The sequence below is a fragment of the Saccharopolyspora sp. NPDC045839 genome, from assembly GCF_056431645.1.
The window spans coordinates 42,565-61,801 of record NZ_JBWKKH010000008.1 but is presented as its reverse complement, the minus strand read 5'-3'; the positions used below and the strand labels follow the sequence as shown (position 1 = coordinate 61,801).

The 19,237-nt window shown below is 71.3% G+C and carries 16 protein-coding genes; 9 read left to right on the top strand and 7 right to left on the bottom strand.

Annotated elements, in window-relative coordinates; genetic code table 11:
* Nucleotides 1-25 precede the first annotated feature (25 nt).
* The 9 genes from AC07EQ_RS13800 (at nucleotide 26) to AC07EQ_RS13760 (ending at nucleotide 7,712) form a co-directional block, all read left to right on the top strand.
* Nucleotides 26-463, top strand: coding sequence for an NUDIX domain-containing protein (locus AC07EQ_RS13800; protein ID WP_478388317.1), 438 nt, complete (start codon nucleotides 26-28; stop codon nucleotides 461-463).
* A 374-nt stretch (nucleotides 464-837) separates the two neighbouring features.
* On the top strand, nucleotides 838-2,337 hold the full coding sequence (locus tag AC07EQ_RS13795; RefSeq protein ID WP_478388316.1) for a CoA-acylating methylmalonate-semialdehyde dehydrogenase: 1,500 nt from the start codon (nucleotides 838-840) through the stop codon (nucleotides 2,335-2,337).
* Between the two features lie 88 nt (nucleotides 2,338-2,425).
* Complete coding sequence (locus AC07EQ_RS13790) at nucleotides 2,426-3,595, top strand: acyl-CoA dehydrogenase family protein (RefSeq protein ID WP_478388315.1); 1,170 nt, start codon at nucleotides 2,426-2,428, stop codon at nucleotides 3,593-3,595.
* A gap of 238 nt (nucleotides 3,596-3,833) precedes the next feature.
* Nucleotides 3,834-4,868, top strand: coding sequence for an enoyl-CoA hydratase/isomerase family protein (locus tag AC07EQ_RS13785; RefSeq protein WP_478388314.1), 1,035 nt, complete (start codon nucleotides 3,834-3,836; stop codon nucleotides 4,866-4,868).
* Between the two features lie 48 nt (nucleotides 4,869-4,916).
* Nucleotides 4,917-5,807, top strand: coding sequence for a 3-hydroxyisobutyrate dehydrogenase (gene mmsB / locus AC07EQ_RS13780; protein WP_478388313.1), 891 nt, complete (start codon nucleotides 4,917-4,919; stop codon nucleotides 5,805-5,807).
* A gap of 160 nt (nucleotides 5,808-5,967) precedes the next feature.
* Complete coding sequence (locus tag AC07EQ_RS13775; protein ID WP_358306283.1) at nucleotides 5,968-6,204, top strand: hypothetical protein; 237 nt, start codon at nucleotides 5,968-5,970, stop codon at nucleotides 6,202-6,204.
* Nucleotides 6,201-6,626: a guanyl-specific ribonuclease gene (locus tag AC07EQ_RS13770; protein WP_478388312.1), complete on the top strand. Its 426-nt coding sequence runs from the start codon at nucleotides 6,201-6,203 to the stop codon at nucleotides 6,624-6,626. The genes AC07EQ_RS13775 and AC07EQ_RS13770 overlap by 4 nt, the downstream gene beginning before the upstream one ends.
* 50 nt (nucleotides 6,627-6,676) lie before the next feature.
* Nucleotides 6,677-7,045, top strand: coding sequence for a barstar family protein (locus AC07EQ_RS13765; RefSeq protein WP_397526436.1), 369 nt, complete (start codon nucleotides 6,677-6,679; stop codon nucleotides 7,043-7,045).
* 61 nt (nucleotides 7,046-7,106) lie between these two features.
* Entirely contained in the window at nucleotides 7,107-7,712 is a 606-nt protein-coding gene (locus tag AC07EQ_RS13760; protein ID WP_478388311.1) for a Uma2 family endonuclease, read from the top strand.
* Between the two features lie 3 nt (nucleotides 7,713-7,715).
* On the opposite strand, the gene AC07EQ_RS13755 is transcribed toward AC07EQ_RS13760, so the two are convergent.
* The 7 genes from AC07EQ_RS13755 to AC07EQ_RS13725 form a co-directional block, all read right to left on the bottom strand.
* Nucleotides 7,716-8,492, bottom strand: a complete 777-nt coding sequence (locus AC07EQ_RS13755) for an enoyl-CoA hydratase-related protein (RefSeq protein ID WP_478388310.1) — start codon at nucleotides 8,490-8,492, stop codon at nucleotides 7,716-7,718.
* Nucleotides 8,493-8,673: 181 nt separating this feature from the next.
* Entirely contained in the window at nucleotides 8,674-11,031 is a 2,358-nt protein-coding gene (locus tag AC07EQ_RS13750) for an ADP-ribosylglycohydrolase family protein (protein WP_478388309.1), read from the bottom strand.
* Nucleotides 11,032-11,037: 6 nt separating this feature from the next.
* Nucleotides 11,038-15,837 (bottom strand): type VII secretion system-associated protein, encoded by a 4,800-nt coding sequence (locus AC07EQ_RS13745; protein WP_478388308.1) that lies wholly within the window; start codon nucleotides 15,835-15,837, stop codon nucleotides 11,038-11,040.
* Between the two features lie 239 nt (nucleotides 15,838-16,076).
* Complete coding sequence (locus AC07EQ_RS13740) at nucleotides 16,077-16,310, bottom strand: hypothetical protein (RefSeq protein WP_478388307.1); 234 nt, start codon at nucleotides 16,308-16,310, stop codon at nucleotides 16,077-16,079.
* A 239-nt stretch (nucleotides 16,311-16,549) separates the two neighbouring features.
* On the bottom strand, nucleotides 16,550-16,864 hold the full coding sequence (locus AC07EQ_RS13735; RefSeq protein WP_478388306.1) for a hypothetical protein: 315 nt from the start codon (nucleotides 16,862-16,864) through the stop codon (nucleotides 16,550-16,552).
* 53 nt (nucleotides 16,865-16,917) lie between these two features.
* Nucleotides 16,918-17,676, bottom strand: a complete 759-nt coding sequence (locus AC07EQ_RS13730) for a sirohydrochlorin chelatase (RefSeq protein ID WP_478388305.1) — start codon at nucleotides 17,674-17,676, stop codon at nucleotides 16,918-16,920.
* Nucleotides 17,677-17,683: 7 nt separating this feature from the next.
* Nucleotides 17,684-19,027 carry a sulfate adenylyltransferase subunit 1 gene (locus tag AC07EQ_RS13725; RefSeq protein WP_478388304.1) on the bottom strand — a complete coding sequence of 448 codons (1,344 nt, stop codon included), beginning with the start codon at nucleotides 19,025-19,027 and terminating at the stop codon, nucleotides 17,684-17,686.
* Nucleotides 19,028-19,237: the final 210 nt, after the last annotated feature.

Below are 19,237 nucleotides of genomic sequence, written 5' to 3'. Positions count from 1 at the left end.
CGAAAAGCCCAGGAGGACGGTCCGCATGCACCTGGCCGAAGTGGCCGATCTGGCCCGCCGAGACGCCGCCGACGGTGTGCAGCAGCAGATCGTCGCGGCCGTCATCGATGCCGGTGGGCAGGTCCTGCTGGTGCGCCGCAGGGAGACGGATTCTCGCGGCGGCGAATGGGAATTCCCCGGCGGCAAGGTCGATCCCGGCGAAGACCTGAACACGGCGCTGCACCGCGAGGTGGACGAGGAGACGGGCCTCCGCATCGCCGAGATCACCGGCTACCTGGGCGCGTTCGACTACATCACGCGCAGCGGCACGTACAACCGCCAGCACACCTGGTCGGTCACCGTCGCCACGGCCGAAGGCGTGCGGCTGACCGAGCACGATGCGTACGCCTGGGTCTCGGCGGCTGACGAGATCCCGCTCAGCACCGACCTCGAAGGCATCCTGGAGAAGCACTTCGAATCCTGATCGTCCTGAGTGGACGACGGCAACGGCGCCCCGCTTCCTGCGGAGATCGCCCGGCAGGTGATCCATGCGGTAGGCCCGGCGTAGTGCTGGGCGGCTCGAAGCCGCCTCTGGGCTCGCCGCCCGAGCATCGCGGGTCGCTCCGGGCGTGAGCGGCGGCCGGTCCGGGTGCGCTCGATCTCGTCGGCATCCGCCGGCGGTCGGCGTGGGAAGTCGTCCGCGCCCTCCTCCGGCTCGTCAGGTCTTCACCGCTACCCGATCGGGCCTGTGACGCAGCGCACCCTGTTGCATTGGCCGCGTTTCTGGGAAAGATTGGAGTACCAAAGGTTTGGTTTCCTAGTAATTACCGACCGGTTCGGCGGAAGGTGCGTTGCGACATGACCAACGAGCTGGAGCACTTCATCGGCGGCAAGCGCGTAGCGGGGACGTCCGGGTCCTTCGGTGACGTGTTCGATCCCAACACCGGGCAGGTGCAGGCCAGGGTGCCGCTGGCATCGGCGGAGGAGGTCGCGGCGGCGGTCGACAACGCCGCCGAGGCGCAGCCGGCGTGGGCCGCGATGAACCCGCAGAAGCGGGCGCGGGTGCTGATGCGGTTCCTTCAGCTGGTCAACGACGAGATGGACTCGCTGGCCCGGCTGCTCGCCTCCGAGCACGGCAAGACCGTCCCCGACGCCAAGGGCGACATCCAGCGCGGCCTGGAGGTCGTCGAGTTCGCCGTCGGCATCCCGAACCTGCTCAAGGGCGAGTACAGCGAGAGCGTCGGCACCGGCATCGACGTGTACTCGCTGCGGCAACCGCTGGGCGTGGTCGCCGGCATCACGCCGTTCAACTTCCCCGCGATGATCCCGCTGTGGAAGGCCGCGCCCGCCATCGCCTGCGGCAACGCCTTCGTGCTCAAGCCCTCCGAACGCGACCCCTCGGTGCCGCTGCGGCTGGCCGAGCTGTTCATCGAGGCCGGGCTGCCGCCGGGGATCTTCAACGTGGTCAACGGCGACAAGACCGCGGTGGACGCGATCCTGACCGAGCCGCGCATCGAGGCCGTCGGGTTCGTCGGCTCGTCGGCGATCGCCGAGTACATCTACTCGACCGCCGCGGCCCACGGGAAGCGCGCGCAGTGCTTCGGCGGCGCCAAGAATCACCTGATCGTGATGCCCGATGCCGACCTCGACCAGGCCGCCGACGCCCTGATCGGCGCCGGCTACGGCTCCGCCGGGGAGCGCTGCATGGCGATCTCGGTCGCCGTGCCGGTCGGCGAGGCCACCGCCGACGCGTTGATCGAGAAACTCGTCGAGCGGGTGCACCGGCTGACGATCGGCACCAGCTTCGACGAGGCCGCCGACTTCGGCCCGCTGGTGACCAAGCAGGCCTGGCAGCGGGTCCGCGACCTGATCGACGTCGGCGTCGAGGAAGGCGCGAAGCTGCTGGTCGACGGCCGGGACTTCAGGCTCGCCGGGCACGAGGACGGCTTCTTCCTGGGCGCCTCGCTGTTCGACCACGTCACCCCGGACATGCGGATCTACCAGGAGGAGATCTTCGGGCCGGTGCTGTCGGTGGTCCGCGCCGCCGACTACGACGAGGCGGTCCGGCTGCCCAGCGAGAACGAGTACGGCAACGGCGTGGCGATCTTCACCCGCGACGGCGACGCGGCGCGCGAGTTCGTCTCCCGCGTCAACACCGGCATGGTCGGCGTCAACGTGCCGATCCCGGTGCCGATCGCCTACCACACCTTCGGCGGCTGGAAGCGGTCCGGATTCGGCGACCTCAACCAGCACGGGCCGGACTCGATCCGGTTCTACACCAAGACCAAGACGGTCACCTCGCGCTGGCCCTCCGGCCTCAAGGAAGGCGCCAGCTTCACCATTCCGACGATGCACTGAACCGGGCGGGTGCGGCGGCGATCTCGTGCGAAACCGCCGCCGCACCTGCGCCGGGAGGCGCGAAATCGCTCACGGGAAGGGAGTGGACGTGTCCGTTGCAGCCGTGGCCGGCCCGGTGTCGCCGTTCGAGCTCACCGAGGACCAGCGCGCGATCCAGCAGACCGCGCGGGAGTTCGCCACCGAACAACTCGCCCCGCACGCGGTCGAATGGGACCAGACCAAGCACTTCCCGGTCGAGGCGCTGCGCGCCGCCGGGCAGCTCGGCATCGGCGGCATCTACGTCGACGAGTCGGTCGGCGGCAGCGGCCTGAGCCGGTTCGACTCGGTGCTGATCTTCGAGGCGCTCGCCGCCGGCGACCCGTCGATCGCCGCCTACATCTCCATCCACAACATGTGCGCGGGCATGATCGACCGCTTCGGCAACGCCGAGCAGCGCGCCCGCTGGCTGCCGGGACTGTGCTCGATGGAACGCCTGGCCAGCTACTGCCTCACCGAGCCCGGCGCGGGCTCGGACGCGGCGGCGCTGGAGACCCGTGCGGTCCGCGATGATGGGGGCTACCTGCTGACCGGGGTCAAGCAGTTCATCTCCGGCGGCGGGACCTCGGACGTCTACGTGGTGATGGCCCGCACCGGCGAGCCCGGTGCGAAGGGCATCTCCACCTTCATCGTCGAGGGCGACGCCGAGGGCCTGTCCTTCGGCGCCAACGAGAAGAAGATGGGCTGGAACGCCCAGCCGACCCGGCAGGTGATCTTCGACGGCGTCCGGGTGCCCGCCGCCCAGCGGCTCGGCGACGAGGGCATCGGCTTCCGGATCGCCATGACCGGCCTGGACGGCGGCCGGCTCAGCATCGCCGCGTGCTCGCTCGGCGGCGCGCAGGCCGCGCTCGACAAGAGCCTCGCCTACGTGCGGGAACGCAGCGCCTTCGGCGCCAAGCTCAGCGAGTTCCAGGTGCTGCAGTTCAAGCTCGCCGACATGGCCACCGAGCTGGAGGCCGCGCGGCTGCTGCTGTGGCGGGCGGCGTGGGCGCTGGACGTCAAGGACCCGGCGGCCACCCGGTTGTGCGCGATGGCCAAGCGGCTGGCCACCGACGCGGGGTTCGCGGTGGCCAACGAGGCACTTCAGATCCACGGTGGTTACGGCTACCTTGCCGAGTACGGCCTGGAGAAGATCGTCCGCGACCTGCGGGTGCATCAGATCCTGGAAGGTACCAACGAAATCATGCGGCTGATCATCTCCAGGGGACTGCTGGCGGCCTGACCGCCGGCGGCCTCGGGTGGGCAGCGCACCAGCACGGACTGGGAGGTTCGCAGTGCTCGACGCAAGTCCGGCGCCTCGCGAGCACCGCCCCGACGTCATGTGGTCCGCGATTTCCATTGAAATCGAAGGTTCGATTTCAATGGAAATTGCGGCAGGAGGGTGTCGAGGCGGGCGCTGAGGTTCCGCTGGGGCACCGGAACGCAAGCCGGTCCGTGCACACGAAGACAGGAGTCGCACTATGACGGAGCCCGAGATCCTGGTTCGCGAACAGGGCTCGCTCGGCCGGATCACGCTCAACCGCCCCAAGGCGCTCAACTCGCTGACGCTGGGGATGGTCCGGGCGATGGCGCAGGCGGTGGAGCAGTGGCGCACCGCCGAGCACATCCGGGCGATCCTGATCGACGGGGCCGGTGAGCGCGGGCTGTGCGCGGGCGGCGACGTCCGCGCCCTGCACGACGCGGCGAAGGCCGGCGACGAGTCGTTGCCCGCCGCGTTCTGGACCGAGGAGTACCAGCTCAACTCGGCCCTGGCGGGTTATCCGAAGCCGGTCATCGGGATCATGGACGGCATCTGCATGGGTGGCGGCGTCGGCATCTCCGCGCACGGCTCGCACCGGGTGGTCACCGAGCGCTCCAAGGTCGGCATGCCCGAGGTCGGCATCGGCTTCATCCCCGACGTCGGCGGCACCTACCTGCTCTCCCGGGCCCCCGGCGAGCTCGGCACGCACCTGGCGCTGACCGGTGCGCCGGTCGGCGGCGCGGACGCGATCTACTGCGGGGTCGCCGACTACTACGTCAACAGCGCGAACCTGCCGGAACTCGTCGAGGCGCTGGCCACCGGCGAGGTGGACGAGGTGCTGCAGAAGTTCTCCGAATCCGCGCCCGAGGCCCCGCTGGCCGCGCAGCGCGAGTGGATCGACGCCGCGTACTCGGCGGACGGCGTCGAGGAGATCCTGCGGCGCCTGCGCGAGCGGCCGGAGGAAGCGGCCCGCGAGACCGCCGAGGCGATCGGGCAGAAGTCGCCGACCTCGCTCAAGATCACCCTGAAGGCCCTGCGCAGCGACTACGGCTCGCTGGAGGAGGCCCTCGTCCAGGAGTACCGGCTGGCCATGGCGTGCGTGCGCATCGGCGACTTCGTCGAGGGCGTGCGCGCGACGCTGGTGGACAAGGACCGCAACCCGCAGTGGTCGCCGGCGCAGCTGTCCGATGTGGACGAATCTCGGATGGAGAAGTTCTTCGAACCGGTCGCGGGCGAGCCGGAGCTGTTCGGCTGATCCGCGGCGGCCTTGACGGAAGTTCCAGCGCAGAAGGGGAAAATGACAATGGCTGTCATCGGATTCATCGGGCTGGGCCACATGGGCGGCCCGATGTCGGCGAACCTCGTCAAGGCCGGCCACTCGGTGCAGGGGTTCGACCTGATCCCGGCGGCGCTGGAGGTCGCCGACCGGCACGGCGTGACCACCGTCGCATCGGCGGCCGACGCCGCCGCCGGTGCCGACGCGGTGATCACCATGCTGCCCAGCGGCAAGCACGTGCTGGCCTGCTACGACGACGTGCTCGCCGCGGCGAAGCCCGGCACCCTGCTCATCGACTCCTCCACCGTCGACGTCGCGGACGCCCGCCAGGCGCACGAGCGGGCCGCCGAGGCGGGCTTCGGCTCGATCGACGCCCCGGTCTCCGGCGGCACCGCCGGCGCCGAGGCGGGCACCCTGACGTTCATGGTGGGCGGCTCGGAGGAGGACTTCCACCGCGCCGAACCGCTGCTGGAACCGATGGCGCGCAAGGTCATCCACTGCGGCGGACCGGGCAACGGCCAGGTCACCAAGATGTGCAACAACCTCATCCTCGGCGCGTCCATGATCGCGGTGAGCGAGGCGTTCGTGCTGGGGGAGCGGCTGGGGCTGTCGCACCAGGCGCTCTACGACGTGGCGTCCATCTCCACCGGGCAGTGCTGGGCGCTGACCACCAACTGCCCGGTGCCGGACCTGGTGGAGACCAGCCGGGCCAACCACGACTACGAGCCCGGCTTCGCCGCGGCGCTGATGCTCAAGGACCTCAGGCTGGCGGCCTCGGCGGCGGAGCAGAGCGGCACCGACGCCGCGATCGGCCGCCTGGCGACCGAGCTCTACCAGCGGTTCAACGAGGAGGGCGGCGGCGACCTGGACTTCGGCGCGATCATCAAGTCCGTCCGGGAGCACTCCGGGCAGCGCTGACGACCCGATGCCGGTTTCGCGAGGAATTACCGTTTACCCAGGTGGGGGTCGATTCCTCGCGAAATCGTGCTGCGCCGCGGGAGGCGCGCACGCGGGGTAGTCGCGGGCGGGGCCCGGGGTGGCGCACGGCTTCATCGGACCGGGCGTACCCTGACGCTCTGTGTTGGAGTGGCTGGTCGAGTGGTACGACGGCGTCGAGCTGTGGCTCGTGCAGCTCGTCTACCCCCTGCAGGTGACCCTGGTGTTGGCGGTGCTGCTGCCGCTGTGCTGGGTGCTCGCACGTGTGATCGACCGCGGCATCGACCGCCTCGGCGCGAAGCTGACGAGGGTTCGCGACGCGGAACCCCCGGTCGGCCGCCGGGACGGCGAGGCCGGGCGGAAGGGGACGGCGGCGTGACGTCGCGCAAGCGCATCTCGGTGGCGTTGGTCGGGCTGATCGCCCTGGTCGTCATCGGCTGGTTCGTCCGGGACTACATGGACGTCGGTCCCGGCGCGGCGACGCAGCAGCGGGCCGTGCCCGGTGCCGAGTCCGGCCTGCCGGTCAAGGCGCTGTCCACGCTGCCGCCGGAGGCCGGGCAGACCTGGCAGCTGATCATCAAGGGCGGCCCGTTCCCCTACCCGGGCAAGGACGGCTCGGTGTTCGGCAACCGCGAAGGCGTCCTGCCGGAGCAGCAGTCGGGTTACTACCACGAGTACACCGTGCCGACGCCGGGTTCCCAAGATCGCGGTGCCCGACGACTGGTCACCGGCAGCCATTCCGAGCTTTACTACACGAGCGATCATTACGAGTCATTTGTGGTTGTCGACGCCGCGGGTTGAGTGCGATGTTTGCGACGAAGTGGGCCAGCAGGGTGCGGAAGGAGCCGACGGTGAGCGAGGTGGAGCAGCCGTCCGCCGACGTCACTGCGCGCGAAGCCGTGCAGGAAGCCGAGCAGCGGGGCGCGGTCGCGCACGTGCTGGACGGCTCCGATCTGATCAGCAAGCGGACCACCCTGGACGGGATCGCCGCGGTGCTGAACTTCCCGGAGTGGACGGGCCGCAACCTGGACGCCCTCTACGACTGCCTGACGGACCTGTCCTGGCTGCCGGAGGGCGAGCACGTGCTGGTCTGGTCGGGCTTCCAGGCGCTCGCGGAGCACGACCCGAAGGCGTTCGGCCGGATCAACGCGGTGCTCCGCGACGCCTCCGAGCACCCGATCTGCGGCCGCGAGTTCACGGCGGTGCTGACCAGGTCCTGATCGCCCATTGGTGACCAGACGCGCCTCGCAATACTGGCTCCCGTGCAGAACGGGAGGCAGTATGACTGTCGTGAACATGCGGGCGGACGAGCAGCATGCGCCGATGACCGTCGACGACTTGGAGCGGCTACCCGACGACGGGCGCCGCTACGAGCTGGTCGACGGGAGGCTTGACGTGTCTCCTGCGCCAGTGAGTGCGCACTCCCTAACTGAGGCGAGGCTCTGCCAGTACCTCGGTTTCGAACTTGCCCCGGCCGAGTTCATCGTGATGCGAGGTGCGGGTATCAACTTCAACGCGGATCGGACGCACCACCGCATCCCGGACATTGTCGTGCTCAACGAGACCGATTTTGAGAAGCCGTACCTCACCTGTCCGCCGTTGCTCGCAATCGAGGTCGTTTCTCCGGAGAGCATCCTTCGCGACCATCACATCAAGCGTCGCGAGTACGCCGAATTCGGTATCCAGGCGTACTGGATCGTCACTCCGGACGACGAGAAGCCAGGGATTCTCGAGTTCCGGCTGGATGACGGCGAGTACCGAGAGGTGCAGGAGGTCATCGGCGAGGACGTCTTCGCCACCGATTTCCCGTTCCCGGTCAAGCTCGTTCCGCACTGGCTGCTGGCCAAGGGACCGTGGCGGGAGCGGATCGGCGGCGAAGGCGCCTGAGCGTCACTTCAGGGCGTCGGGCACCCAGGCGGGCTTGCGCTTCTCCGCGAAGGCCCGCATGCCCTCCTGACCTTCCTCGCCCGCGAAGTGCTTCGCCGACAGCTCCAGCATCTGGGCGAACGCCTCGCCCATGCTCGACGGGCGCCGGCCGATGAGCATCTCCTTCGTGGCCGCCATCGCGCCCGGGGCGCCCAGGGCGAGCATGTCGGTGTAGCGCTTGACCTCCGCGTCCAGCTCGTCGGCGGCGACGGCGGAGTTGAGCAGCCCGATCTCGGCGGCGCGGCGGGCGTCGAAGGTCTCGCCGGTCAGGAACAGCTCGTGCGCCTGGCGGGCGTCGAGGCGCGGCAGGACCGTCACCGAGATCACCGCGGGCACGACACCGATCCGCACCTCGGAGAACGCGAAGGTCGCCGTGTCCGCCGCGACCGCGATGTCGCAGGCCGCCGCGATGCCGACGCCGCCCGCGCGGGCCGGGCCGGCGAGCTTGGCGACCACCGGCTTCGGGCTGGTCCAGATCTGCTCCAGGATCGCCGGGAACTCGTTGACGCCCTGCTTCTCGGAGTCCGCCGAGCGCGACTCCTTGAGGTCCATCCCGGCGCAGAACACCTTGCCGGTGTGGTCCAGGACGATCACGCGCACCGCGTCGTCGGCGATCGCCGCGCTCAGGTGGTCCCGCAGTTCGCGCCGCAGCTGCGCGGACAGCGCATTGCGGTTGTGGGGCGAGTCCAGCGTGATCGTCGCGATGCCGTCGGCCACGGCGAGGTGCACAAGCTCATCCATGACAGGCACGTTAACCGTCGTTAGCGCCGGTGGGCCAGTGATCCCAGTCCCACACCGAGGCGCGGCACCGTGGGATTCCCGATTTTGCCTAAAACCGGGGCCTGGGCGGGTGCGTTTCCGATTTTGCCTAAAATTGGGAGCCTTCGGCGCACTGCGGCGGTGCGGTAACGATGTGGTCCTGTCAGGTCGGGGGGTAGCGGTCGGCCCATTCGGGGGGCCGGGGGCCGAACTCCAGGACAGCGTCGTGGGCGAGGCGCTCGATCACCTCGTAGAGCTCCAGCTCCACCGTCCAGCGCTCCGGGATCCGCTCCGCGCCGGACGCCGCGCCGATCAGGCTGCCGCAGACCGCTCCCGTCGTCGCGCTGTTGCCCGAGTGGTTCACCGCCACCGGCAGCGCCGCGTCGAAGTCCCCGTCGCAGGCCAGCGCCGCGTACAGCCCGATGCCCAGCGCTTCGGCCGCGGTCGAGCCGACACCCAGGGCGCGTTCGAGATCACCTGGCGGCACGCGGCCGCTGCGGGCCAGCCGGACCGCTGCGGAGATGCGGCGGCTGACGTCCTCGTGCCCGGTGTGCGGGGTGAGCTGCTCCAGCGCCGCATCGACCGCTGTGGCCAGCGGCTCGCCGTTCATCAGCCGCGACACCAGGAACGCCAGCGCGCCCGCGCTCAGCCAGGCGGCCGGGTGGCCGTGGGTGAGCGCCGCGGTTCGCATGCCGACGTGGAAGACCTCCGCCGGGTCGTTGCTCCACAGCGCCGCAGGCACCGCCCGCATGATCGCGCTGCTGCCCTGCGAGTCGCTGACCGGGTGGTCCGGGGAGCCCATCCGCTGCTGGCCCTTGGCGAACGCGATGAGCGTGCGCATCATGGTGCGGCCCGGATTGCGGGTCTGGAACAGCGCCCGCTGGCGCACCAGCCAGCCGTCCGGCTCCGGGGTGCCGCCCAGGAACTCGCCTGCCGCGCGCGGCCAGCTCAGGTGCTGGGTGTGCAGCCACCGCTGGTAGGCGTGCTGGATGTGCCGGGCCGGGTCCTCGGTGCCGGTGGTGCGGCGCGCGACGTTGGCCCGGATCGTGCCCTCCAGCGAGAACAGCAGGAGCTGCGTGTCGCTGCCGAGCCGTCCCGAGGGGTGGCCGGCCGGGATGTAGTCGGTGAGGCCGTTCGCGCCGTGCCGGGCCCGGATCTCGTCCCAGCTGTCCGCGGCGATGGGCATGCCGAGCGCCTCGCCGATCGCGCAGCCGAGCACCGCTCCGAGGAACCGGTCGCGGGACGCGGCCAGCCGGGGCACCGCGGTCAGCCCGGTGCGGTAGTCCGTTGTGGACGGTGCCTGGGGTTCGGCGGATTCGGTGGTCGGGTAGCGGCGCTGCCACCGGTCGGACTCGTCCGGGTACGGGCCGAACTCCGTTGCCGCGTCCTCGGAGATCCGCTCGACGAGCTCGGTGATCGGCAGTTCCTCCCGCCATCGTGGGGGAATCGCCGTCGGGCCGTGCAGCGCGCCGAGCAGCTGCCCGCACAGCGCGGCCGCGTCGGCGCTGTGCAGGCTCGCCGATTCGACGGCGCCGGCGAAGTCGTCCTCGCAGGCCGTGGCGACCCGGGCGGCGATCGCCAGCGCGTCCAGGCCGCTGCGCCCGGTGGACATCGCGTCGAGGTGGGCCTGCCCGGGCCGGAATCCGGCAGGGCTGAGCCGGCCGAGCCGCAGGGCCCGGGTCAACGCCGTGCGTCCCGTCTGCCAGCCGGAAAGCCCTTGCCGCAGCGAGGTTTGCAACGAGTTCCCGCGCAGCAGCCACAGCATCGTCACGCCGAGCACGCTGGCCGGGCTGTGGCCGTTGGGATGGCCGTGGGTGAGCGCGGCGAGATCGCCGCCGAGCGCGAACACCGTGCCGGGATCGCCCGACCACAGCGCGGCGAGCGCGCCGAGCGGCACGGCGGATGCCGTGTCCGAGGAGTTGATCGGCTGCTGCCGGGAACCGGCGGCGTGCCCGGCGGCGACCCGGGCGAGCGCGGTGAGCATCGCCGGGTCGTCGCTGCCGGTGCCGCGCAGCGCGGGCTCGGTGACCAGCCAGCCGTTGGGCTGGGCGGTGTCGGCTCCGCAGTCGCGCCACGGCACGCCCCGGGTGTGCAGCCAGCGCTGGAGCCCGGCGAGGGCGGAGCCGACCGGGTCGCCGTCGCCCGTCGACCGCGCGTTGGTGTGCGCGCGGATCAGGCCCTCCAGGGCGAAGAGCACGGCGGTGGTGCGCTCGCCGACCCGCCCGAGCGCGACGAATTCGCCGACCGCGCCGCCCAGCAGCATGCCGAGCAACCGGCCCGGCGCCTCGGGCAGCGCGCCGTTCCGATCGGCCAGGCCGGTGGCGGGTGCAGGCGGGGTTTCCGCGGCGAGCCGGTGTTGCAGGGCAGTCACCCACAGCGGCGTGGTGGCGGGCTGTCGCCGCCACTGCCGCCAGGTGTCCAGCAGCCGCTGCTCCACCGGGTCGCGGCGGCTGGCCGCGCGCGCCTCCCGCCACGCCGCCAGCAGCGCTCGTTCCGTCTCGTCGAGACCTAGTTCGTCCACTATGGATTATCCGATGTAGCGCCCGGCCCAGTCGGGCGCCGGCGCGTCGGTGAAGATCTCCGTCCGGGCGCGGTGCTCGTCGGCGACCAGCTGGGCGAGGACCTCCCGCAGCTCCAGCTCGCCGACCCAGTCCGCGGGGATCTCCGCGGCGCCGCGGGCGGCGCCGAGCAGGCTGCCGCAGATGGCTGCGGTGGCCGCGGTGTTCCCGGCGTGGGTGGCGGCCAGCGACACCGCGTCGGAGATGGAGTTAGGGTGCGACAGCGCCGCCGCGACCGCGATGGCCAGGGCCTCCGGTGCGTTCCAGCCCAGGCCCAGCTCGTCGAAGCTCGTGGGCGAGGCCGGTCCGCCGCCGGCGATCTGGACCGCCGCGCGCAATCCCTGCGCGGTGTTCTCGGCGCCTTCCACCTGGTCCAGCTCGGCCAGCACCACGTGCACGGCGTCGACGAGCGTCTGGCCGCTGTTCAGCGCGCACACCAGGCCGGCCAGCGCGCCCGCGGGCAGGAAGCCGTCCGGGTGGCCGTGGGTGATCACGGCGATCTCCGCGCCCAGCGAGATGGCGTGCGGCACGTCGGCGGCGTCGAAGCCGACCACCGCCCCGCGCACCGTGGCGGCCGCCGTCCGGGCGGCGTTCGGCGGGCTGGCCGGGGTGGGGACGTCGCGTCGGTCGGCGAAGCGGGCCAACGCCGTCAGCGTCGCCTCGTCCGGGAACCGTTGTGCGCGAAGGACTTCGGTCTCGGCGAGCGACCCGCCGGGCGACTCGTTCGACACCTGCGCGCCCTGGGTGTCCATCCAGTGCAGCAGCGCGAGGCGCACCATCGACGGCCGGTGCGCGGCGATACCGCGCAGGGTCGAGCGGATGTGCGAGCGGATCAGCGCGCCCAGCACGAACGCGGTCTGCTGCGTGTACACCGTGGCCGAGCCGCGACGGCCGAAGAGCTCGGTGAGCTCCCGGACGCCTTCGGGGTTCTCGCGCAGGATCTTGCGCAGGTCGGTGAACATCCACGGCGCGCCCAGGGCGTCGCCGACCGCGGAGCCCAGCACGCAGCCTTCGAGCCGCTCGCTCCGGCTGAGCTCCACCTGGGTTTCGGCGGCGGGCTCGGCCTCGGCTTCGGGCTCGGCCTCGCCGATCAGCTGGGCGGCGCGTTCGGCGCCGAAGGCCTCGACGAGCAGCTTCTGCAGGCTCTGCGTGAGGTCGGCGGAACTCCCCTCGCCGTTGTCGCGGAACTTGCGCCACACGCTGAGCAGCTGCTGTTCCTCGTCCGACAGCCCGTCGTCGGCCTCGTCGTCGGCATCGACCGGCGCCTCCGCGACGGCGACGTCCGCAGCCGGGGCTTCGACGGCGGCGGCTTCGACGACCGGGGCTTCGGCAGCAGGCACATCGATGGCGGGAACCTCGGCCGCGGGCTCGACGACGGGGATTTCGGCCGCCAGGGGCTCGACGGCCGGAGCTTCCGGCACTTCCTGGACGGGCTCCTCGACGACCGGCTCCTCGACGACCGGCTCGGGTTCGGGCTCCGGCGTTTCCGCTGCCGGCACGGGCTCTTCGACCGCCTCGGCCGTCTCCACGACCACCGGCTCGGCGGCGGGCTCGACGTCGCCGATCGGGTAGCGCTCCAGCCACTCCGCACCCGTCGGCGGGGTCGGGCCGAACTCCTGGATCGCGTCGCCGGCCATCGCCTCGATGACCTCGCGCAGCTCCAGCTTGTCGCGCCAGGTCTGCGGGATCGCGTCCGCCGTGTGCGCCGCGCCCATGATGTTCCCGCAGATCGCCGCGGTGGAGTCGCTGTCGCCGGAGTGGTTGGCGGCCAGGATCACGGCGTCGGCGAACGACTCCGGGTGCGTCAGTGCCGCGCACACCGCGATCGCCAGGGCCTGCTCGCCGAACCAGCCCTCGCCGAGGACCTCGTGGATCTGCTCCGGCGTCGGGGTGCCCGCGGTGGCCAGCTCGATGGCCCGGCGCAGCGCGGTGCTGGTCTCCTCGTGACCGTCCCACGTGGACAGTTCGGTGAGCGCGCGGTCCACCGCCTCGGGCAGCGACCGGCCCGCCAGCAGCTGCTGGACGATCACCGCGAGCGCCCCGGCGGGCAGGTAGCCGCTGGGGTGGCCGTGGGTCAGCACCGCGGTCATCGCGCCGACCTGGAACACCTCGGCCGCGTCGGCGGACCACAACCCGGCCGGGGCGGCGCGCATCACGCCGCCGCAGCCCTTCGAGTCGTTGAGGCGGTTGGTGAACGAGCCCTGCTTGTTGCCGTTGGCGTAGCCGTGCAACGCCTGAATGCAGGTGGTGCCGGGCGCGCGGCGGACGAACAGGCCCTTCTGCTTGATCAGCCAGCCGTCCGGCGGGTTCGCGGCCAGCGGCCCGCCGGCCTCCCGCCAGTCGAAGCCCTGGGTGTGCAGCCAGCGCTGGTAGGCGTGCTGCACCTGGGTGGTGGGCTCGTTCTCGCCGAAGAGCCGGCGGCGGATGCTGGCCCGGATGAGACCGTCCAGCGTGAACAGCGTCATCTGGGTCTCGTCGCTGATCGAGCCGCCGGGCCGGTGGGCGTCGACGAAGTCGGTCAGCCCCGCCACGCCGTACTTGCGGCGGATGTCCTGCAGCGAGTCGTCCTCGATCGGGTAGCCGAGCGCGTCGCCGGCGGCGCCGCCGAGCAGGAAACCCAGGATGCGGTGCGGCCGGAGCTCGGCGGGGTCGATGACAGGTTCGACCGGTTCCTCGACCGCCGCGGCCACAGTGGCGACCTCGGCCTCCGGCTGGTCGTCGGTTTCAATTGAAACCGCTGGCACCTCGGGTTCGGCGGGTGCGGGGTCCTCCGCCGGAGCCTCCGCCTCCGGTTGGTCCGCGGTTTCAGTTGAAACCGCGGAGACGTCCGGCTCGGCTTCGGGTTCGGCGGTCTCGGCCGGTGCTTCGTCGGCGACCGGCGCCGGTTCCGCTTCCGCCGGTTTGGCGACCGGTTCCGAACCCACCAGCGGGAGGTCGGAGGTGAAGATCAGGTCGGAGATGTCCTTCGCGGCCGGGTACCGCGAGGCCCACGCGTCGCCGGTCGGCGGCGCCGCGCTGAACTCCTGCAGCGCGTCCTTCGCCAGCGTCTCGACGATCTCGCGCTGCTTGAGGTCGCGCAGCCACACCCCGGGCAGGGCCGTCGAACCGTAGCGGGCGCCGACGATGTTCCCGCAGATCGCCGCGGTGGAGTCGCTGTCGCCGGAGTGGTTGACGGCCACCATCAGCGCGGCGGCGACGGTGTCGGTGGCCAACGCCGCGCACACGGCGATGGCCAGTGCCTCGTGCCCGGCCCAGCCGCCGCCCAGCGTGTCCTTGAGCTCCTCCGGGCTCGGCTTGCCCTGCTTGGCGAGTTCCTCGGCGGCCTGCAACGCGCGGTCGGTGTCCTCGTGGCCGTGGTACTGCACGAGCAGTTCGCGGGCCTGCCGCACCGCTTCTTCCAGCGTCTCCTCGTGCAGCAATCGGTGCACCACGACGGCCAGCACGCCGGCGGGCAGGTAGCCGTTGGGCTGCGAGTAGGTCAGGGCCGCGGTCGCGGCGGCGAGCTCGAAGACCTGCTCGGGGTCGTCCGACCACAGCGCGACCGGGGCGGCCCGGACGACGCCGCCGCAGTCCTGCGAATCGTTGATCGGCCGTTCGAAGGTGCCGGGCGCGCCGACCGAGGCGAACTCCCGCAGCGCGGTGATGCAGCTGCTGTTCGGCGAGCGCACGACGAACAGGTCGCGCTGGTCGATCAGCCAGCCGTTGGGCTTGGGGTGGCTCATCGTGAACGGCCCGGCCGCGCGCATCCACGCGTAGCCCTGGGTGTGCAGCCAGCGCTGGTAGGCCAGCTGGATCGCCGACAGCGGACTGTCCGCGCCGGTCGAGCGCGTCGCGATGTGCCCGCGGATCAGGCCTTCCAGGGTGAACAGCGTCATCTGGGTGTCGTCGGTGAACTCGCCCGGCTGCTCACCGGCGCGGTCGTACTCGGTGACGCCCATCGCGCCGAACCGGCTGCGGATCTGGTCCACCGGGTAGAACTCCACCGGCGCGCCGAGCGCGTCGCCGATCGCGCCGGCCAGCATCGAGCCGATGAACCGGCGGCCGTACTCGGTTTCGGCCGGATCCACCGCCGGCTTCGGGGCCTGCTCGACGGGCGGCGCCGGTGCCGCGGGCGGCTGCGGCGCGGCTCCCGGCGGCGTGACCACCGGAGTGCCGGTGGCGGGGGAGTGCACCGGCACGCCCGGCGCCTTCGGCGGCACGGCGGCCGCGGCCTTGGCCAGGTCCTCGGCGGGGAGCCGGGCCTTGACCGGGCTGGTCGGGTTCACCTGCACGTCGATGCCGGTGAGGGTGTGCGTCGCGAGCTGGCGCCCGGTCATCCGCTGCCAGGTCGTCCAGTTCGGCGGCAGGAACCCCTCGGAGGTGAACACCTGCAGCTGCCGGCGGCCGGACTCGTGCTCGATCGTGAACAGCCCGTTGCCCTGCGGCTGCGCGAACAGGATCAGCTCGGCGTCCAGCATCGCGGTCAGCAGCGCGTGCCCCTGGGCGTAGCCGGTGGTGGTCAGCTGCAGCGCGCGCTCGACGTCGTTGGTCGGTGCGGGCAGCCGCAGCGCGACCGGCGAGGGCCGGTAGTTCGGGTTGGGGGAGAAGTCGTCGGTGATCTCGCCCTGCTCATCGACCCGGTAGCCGCCGATGAAGCCCCACGGCGGCACCTCGGCGTTCGGATCGGTGAAGATCGGGTCGACCACGTACAGCCAGGTGTTCGGCTGCTTCATGGCCTGTTCTCGCATGGTCGGCGTGATGACCGGTCGATTCGGCTGCTGCGTGTTCATCTCGCGCTGTTGTCCCCGACTCCTCGTCCAGCCTTGCATTGATCGCCCCCACCCACCGGCGGTCACTCGATAGCGCGGGCCTGGCGGGTACGACGAACACAGGGAGCGGCCGGTTCCCCGTCCAGACGCTGGCAAGCAACTCTCTCATGACCACATGGGGTGAAGCTTAGTGTTCGGAAGAACAACTCAGAGTCAGGTGTTGATTTTCGCTCCCGCCGCTGGTCGCGCGGCCGGGCGGCTCACGAGGTGGTGTCGGTGAGCGCGGCGGCCATCAGGCATTGCAGGCAGGGCATGCCCGCCGGGCCGTCGAGCGCCTCGGCCTCGCCTGGGAGGATGCCGAAACCGCAGTAGGCGTACAGCATCGGCGGCAGCGGGCCGTCGGCGGGCAGCGGGAAGAAGTGGCAGGACTTGTCCTGCTCGCTGCGGGCGAACTCGGCGCGAACCCGCGCCATGAAGTGCGGTTGCGGGTTCATCCGTCGCACCGCCAAGTCGGGACCGGCAGCGACCGGGGCTGTCGGGGGTGTCCGGGTCGCTGCCGGTTTTCGTGTACCCAGCTGGATGACACGGCCACATCATGCCCCGCAGGTTGCCCCTGCAAACCCAGTTGTCGACTTTTGCTCAGAGGTCGCGCGGCCGGCGTGCACGCCGTTGATCGGCCTGAGGAACTCGTGATCGCAGGCTTGCTGTCAGACGTGGTCGTCCCGGACCTGCCTCATTCGACGAGTTCGTGCTCTTGTCCGCCGCCGGCTTCCAGCCGTTCGATCGCGAGTAGCAGACGGAGGGTCTGGATGTGGGCTTGCTCCCGCGCGGCTTCCACGCCCCGGAACCGCTCGTGGAGAATTTCCTCAGCTCGCTCGGCGAAATCCGGCTCCGCGGCGAACGAGCCTGCGTATCCGCTCAGATCGCGCACCGGTTCATCCGCGAGCTCTACGGTTTGCGTGACGAGGTGCACCAGCGCCGAGGCCGCGTCGTCCAGCTTGTCGCTGGGCAGTCGCTCCACCAATTGGTGGAGGTCGTCGTAAGTCACGCTCATGAGAGCCGTTTAGTGGCTCGCGTAGCGGATGACATCGCTCCAGGGCGTCACAGGGCCTCAGGTAGCTGCAGGGGAGCGGCGTTGAGGGTTTCGGCGTAGCGGTGGAGGATCAGGTCGGCCACGCCCTCGTCGTCCGCCATCGGGGCCGCGATCAGCGGGTCGGTCGCGTGCTCGCGGGCCAGGCCGGTGATCCGGTCCGGGAGCAGGCCCGGGGCCAGGAACCAGGACGCGACCGCGAAGCGGCGCGCGCCGCGGGTGCGCAGGGCCTCGATCGCCGCCGGCACGTCCGGTTCGGCGGCCGCCGCGAAGGCCGGGACGACGCCCGCCCAGGCGGCCTTCGCCTGCCAGCGCCCGGCGACGTCCGCCACGAGCCGGTTCGCCGCGGCGTGCGACGAGCCCGCACCCGCCAGGACCACGCCCAGCTCCGGATCGTCCGGATCGGCGCCCTCGTCCACCAGCCGGCGCCACGCCGCCTCGTCCAGCCTCGGATTCGGCCCCAGCACGTCGGAAACGTGCACCTGGAACCGCGGATAGCGCCGTTCCACGTCGGCCACCGCCGCGGGCACGTCGACGCGGGCGTGGAACGCCCGGCCGAGCAGCAGCGGCACGACGACCGCGGCGGAATGCCCGTCGCCGTGCACCGCGCTGAGCACGTCGCCGACACGCGGCGCCGAGAGGTCCAGGAACGCCACGCGCACGTCGAGGTCCGGGCGCGTGGCGCGCACGACGTCCAGCAGGGCGTGGATCGTCGCGGCCGAACGCGGATCCCGGCTGCCATGCGCGACGGCCACCAGTGGAGCGGTCATGAGCGGCTCATTCCGACGCGGCGGCCAGCGGTGCCAGCGGCACGCCGATCAGTCCGGCGGCCAGCGTGGTGCCGTCGGCCTGGTCGATCACCAGGAACGAGCCGGTTCGCCGGCTCGCGGCGTAGTCGTCCACCGGCAGCGGCTCCGAGGTGCGCAGCTGTACGCGGCCGATCTCGTTGAGCTGCAACGAATCCGGACCATCCACACTCGACAGCTGCTGCTCGTCGAAGCGGGCGGACAGCTCGGTGACGATGGCCTGCACCGTGCGGGTGCCGTGCTTGACCAGCACCTTGGCGCCCGGGTTCAGCGGCTTCTCCGCCAGCCAGCAGACCGTGGCGTCGAGCTCGTCGGTCACCCGCGGCGGCGCGTCCGCGGCGGCGATCAGGTCGCCGCGCGAGATGTCCACGTCGTCGGCCAGCAGCAGCGTGACGGAGTGCCCGGCGGCGGCGCGCGGCTTCGCGCCGTTCGGAGTGTCCACCTTGGACACCCGGGTGCGCAGCCCGGCCGGCAGCACGACCACCTCGTCGCCCTCGGCGACGACACCCGCGGCGACCTGGCCCGCGTAGCCGCGGTAGTCCGGGTGTTCGGCGGTGCGCGGCCGGATCACGTACTGCACCGGCATCCGCAACGGCGCATCGTGCGGGTCCGGCGCCACCGGCACGCTCTCCAGGTGCTCCAGCAGCGAAGGCCCGCTGTACCAGGGGGTGTTCGCGGAACGCTCGACCACGTTGTCGCCGAGCAGCGCGGACACCGGGATGGTCACCACGGCGTCGTCCCGGTACCCCAGGGCCCGGGCGTGCTCGGTGAACTCGGCGGCGATGCGGGTGAACACCGCCTCGTCGAAGTCCACCATGTCGATCTTGTTGATCGCCAGCACCAGCTGCGGCACGCCCAGCAGCGCCAGCACCGCGGCGTGCCGCCGGGTCTGCTCGATGACGCCCTTCCGCGCGTCCACCAGCAGCACGGCCAGCTGCGCGGTCGAGGCGCCGGTGACGGTGTTGCGGGTGTACTGCACGTGCCCCGGGGTGTCGGCGAGCACGAAGGTGCGCTTCGGCGTGGCGAAGTAGCGGTAGGCCACGTCGATCGTGATGCCCTGCTCGCGCTCCGCGCGCAGGCCGTCCACCAGCAGCGACAGGTCCGGGGTGGCCAGGCCGCGGTCGGCGCTGGCCCGGTGCACCGCGTCGAGCTGGTCGGCCAGCACCGACTTGGTGTCGTGCAGCAGCCGCCCGACCAGGGTGCTCTTGCCGTCGTCGACGGAGCCGGCGGTGGCCAACCGCAGCAGATCGCTGTGCACCGGCAGGGTCACCTCGGTGCCGCTGTCCGGAGCAGTGCGGATAGTCGTCTCGGTCATTGAAGAACCCATTCCTGGCTTTTAAGAGTGGTCGGCTCGTCTTGCATGGCGGTGCGGGTAGCGGAACCTGAGAGGTCTTCTCGACGCCGGGATCCCCGACTTATGTATGTCCCGCGGCATCGGGGCTGTCCTCGCGAGAAGACCTCTCAGAACTCGCGGCGGTGCGAGTTGCGAGGGTGGGCTAAGCGGCTTCGCCGCTTGCGTATCCGC

Bases quoted from the DNA above. Each gene is read 5' to 3' on its own strand.
- mmsB (WP_478388313.1), top strand. From the start codon at position 4,917: ATGGCTGTCATCGGATTCATCGGGCTGGGCCACATGGGCGGCCCGATG.
- AC07EQ_RS13725 (WP_478388304.1), bottom strand. From the start codon at position 19,027: ATGACCGAGACGACTATCCGCACTGCTCCGGACAGCGGCACCGAGGTG.
- AC07EQ_RS13745 (WP_478388308.1), bottom strand. From the start codon at position 15,837: ATGAACACGCAGCAGCCGAATCGACCGGTCATCACGCCGACCATGCGA.
- AC07EQ_RS13785 (WP_478388314.1), top strand. From the start codon at position 3,834: ATGACGGAGCCCGAGATCCTGGTTCGCGAACAGGGCTCGCTCGGCCGG.
- AC07EQ_RS13730 (WP_478388305.1), bottom strand. From the start codon at position 17,676: ATGACCGCTCCACTGGTGGCCGTCGCGCATGGCAGCCGGGATCCGCGT.
- AC07EQ_RS13795 (WP_478388316.1), top strand. From the start codon at position 838: ATGACCAACGAGCTGGAGCACTTCATCGGCGGCAAGCGCGTAGCGGGG.
- AC07EQ_RS13740 (WP_478388307.1), bottom strand. From the start codon at position 16,310: ATGAACCCGCAACCGCACTTCATGGCGCGGGTTCGCGCCGAGTTCGCC.
- AC07EQ_RS13760 (WP_478388311.1), top strand. From the start codon at position 7,107: ATGACTGTCGTGAACATGCGGGCGGACGAGCAGCATGCGCCGATGACC.
- AC07EQ_RS13800 (WP_478388317.1), top strand. From the start codon at position 26: ATGCACCTGGCCGAAGTGGCCGATCTGGCCCGCCGAGACGCCGCCGAC.
- AC07EQ_RS13755 (WP_478388310.1), bottom strand. From the start codon at position 8,492: ATGGATGAGCTTGTGCACCTCGCCGTGGCCGACGGCATCGCGACGATC.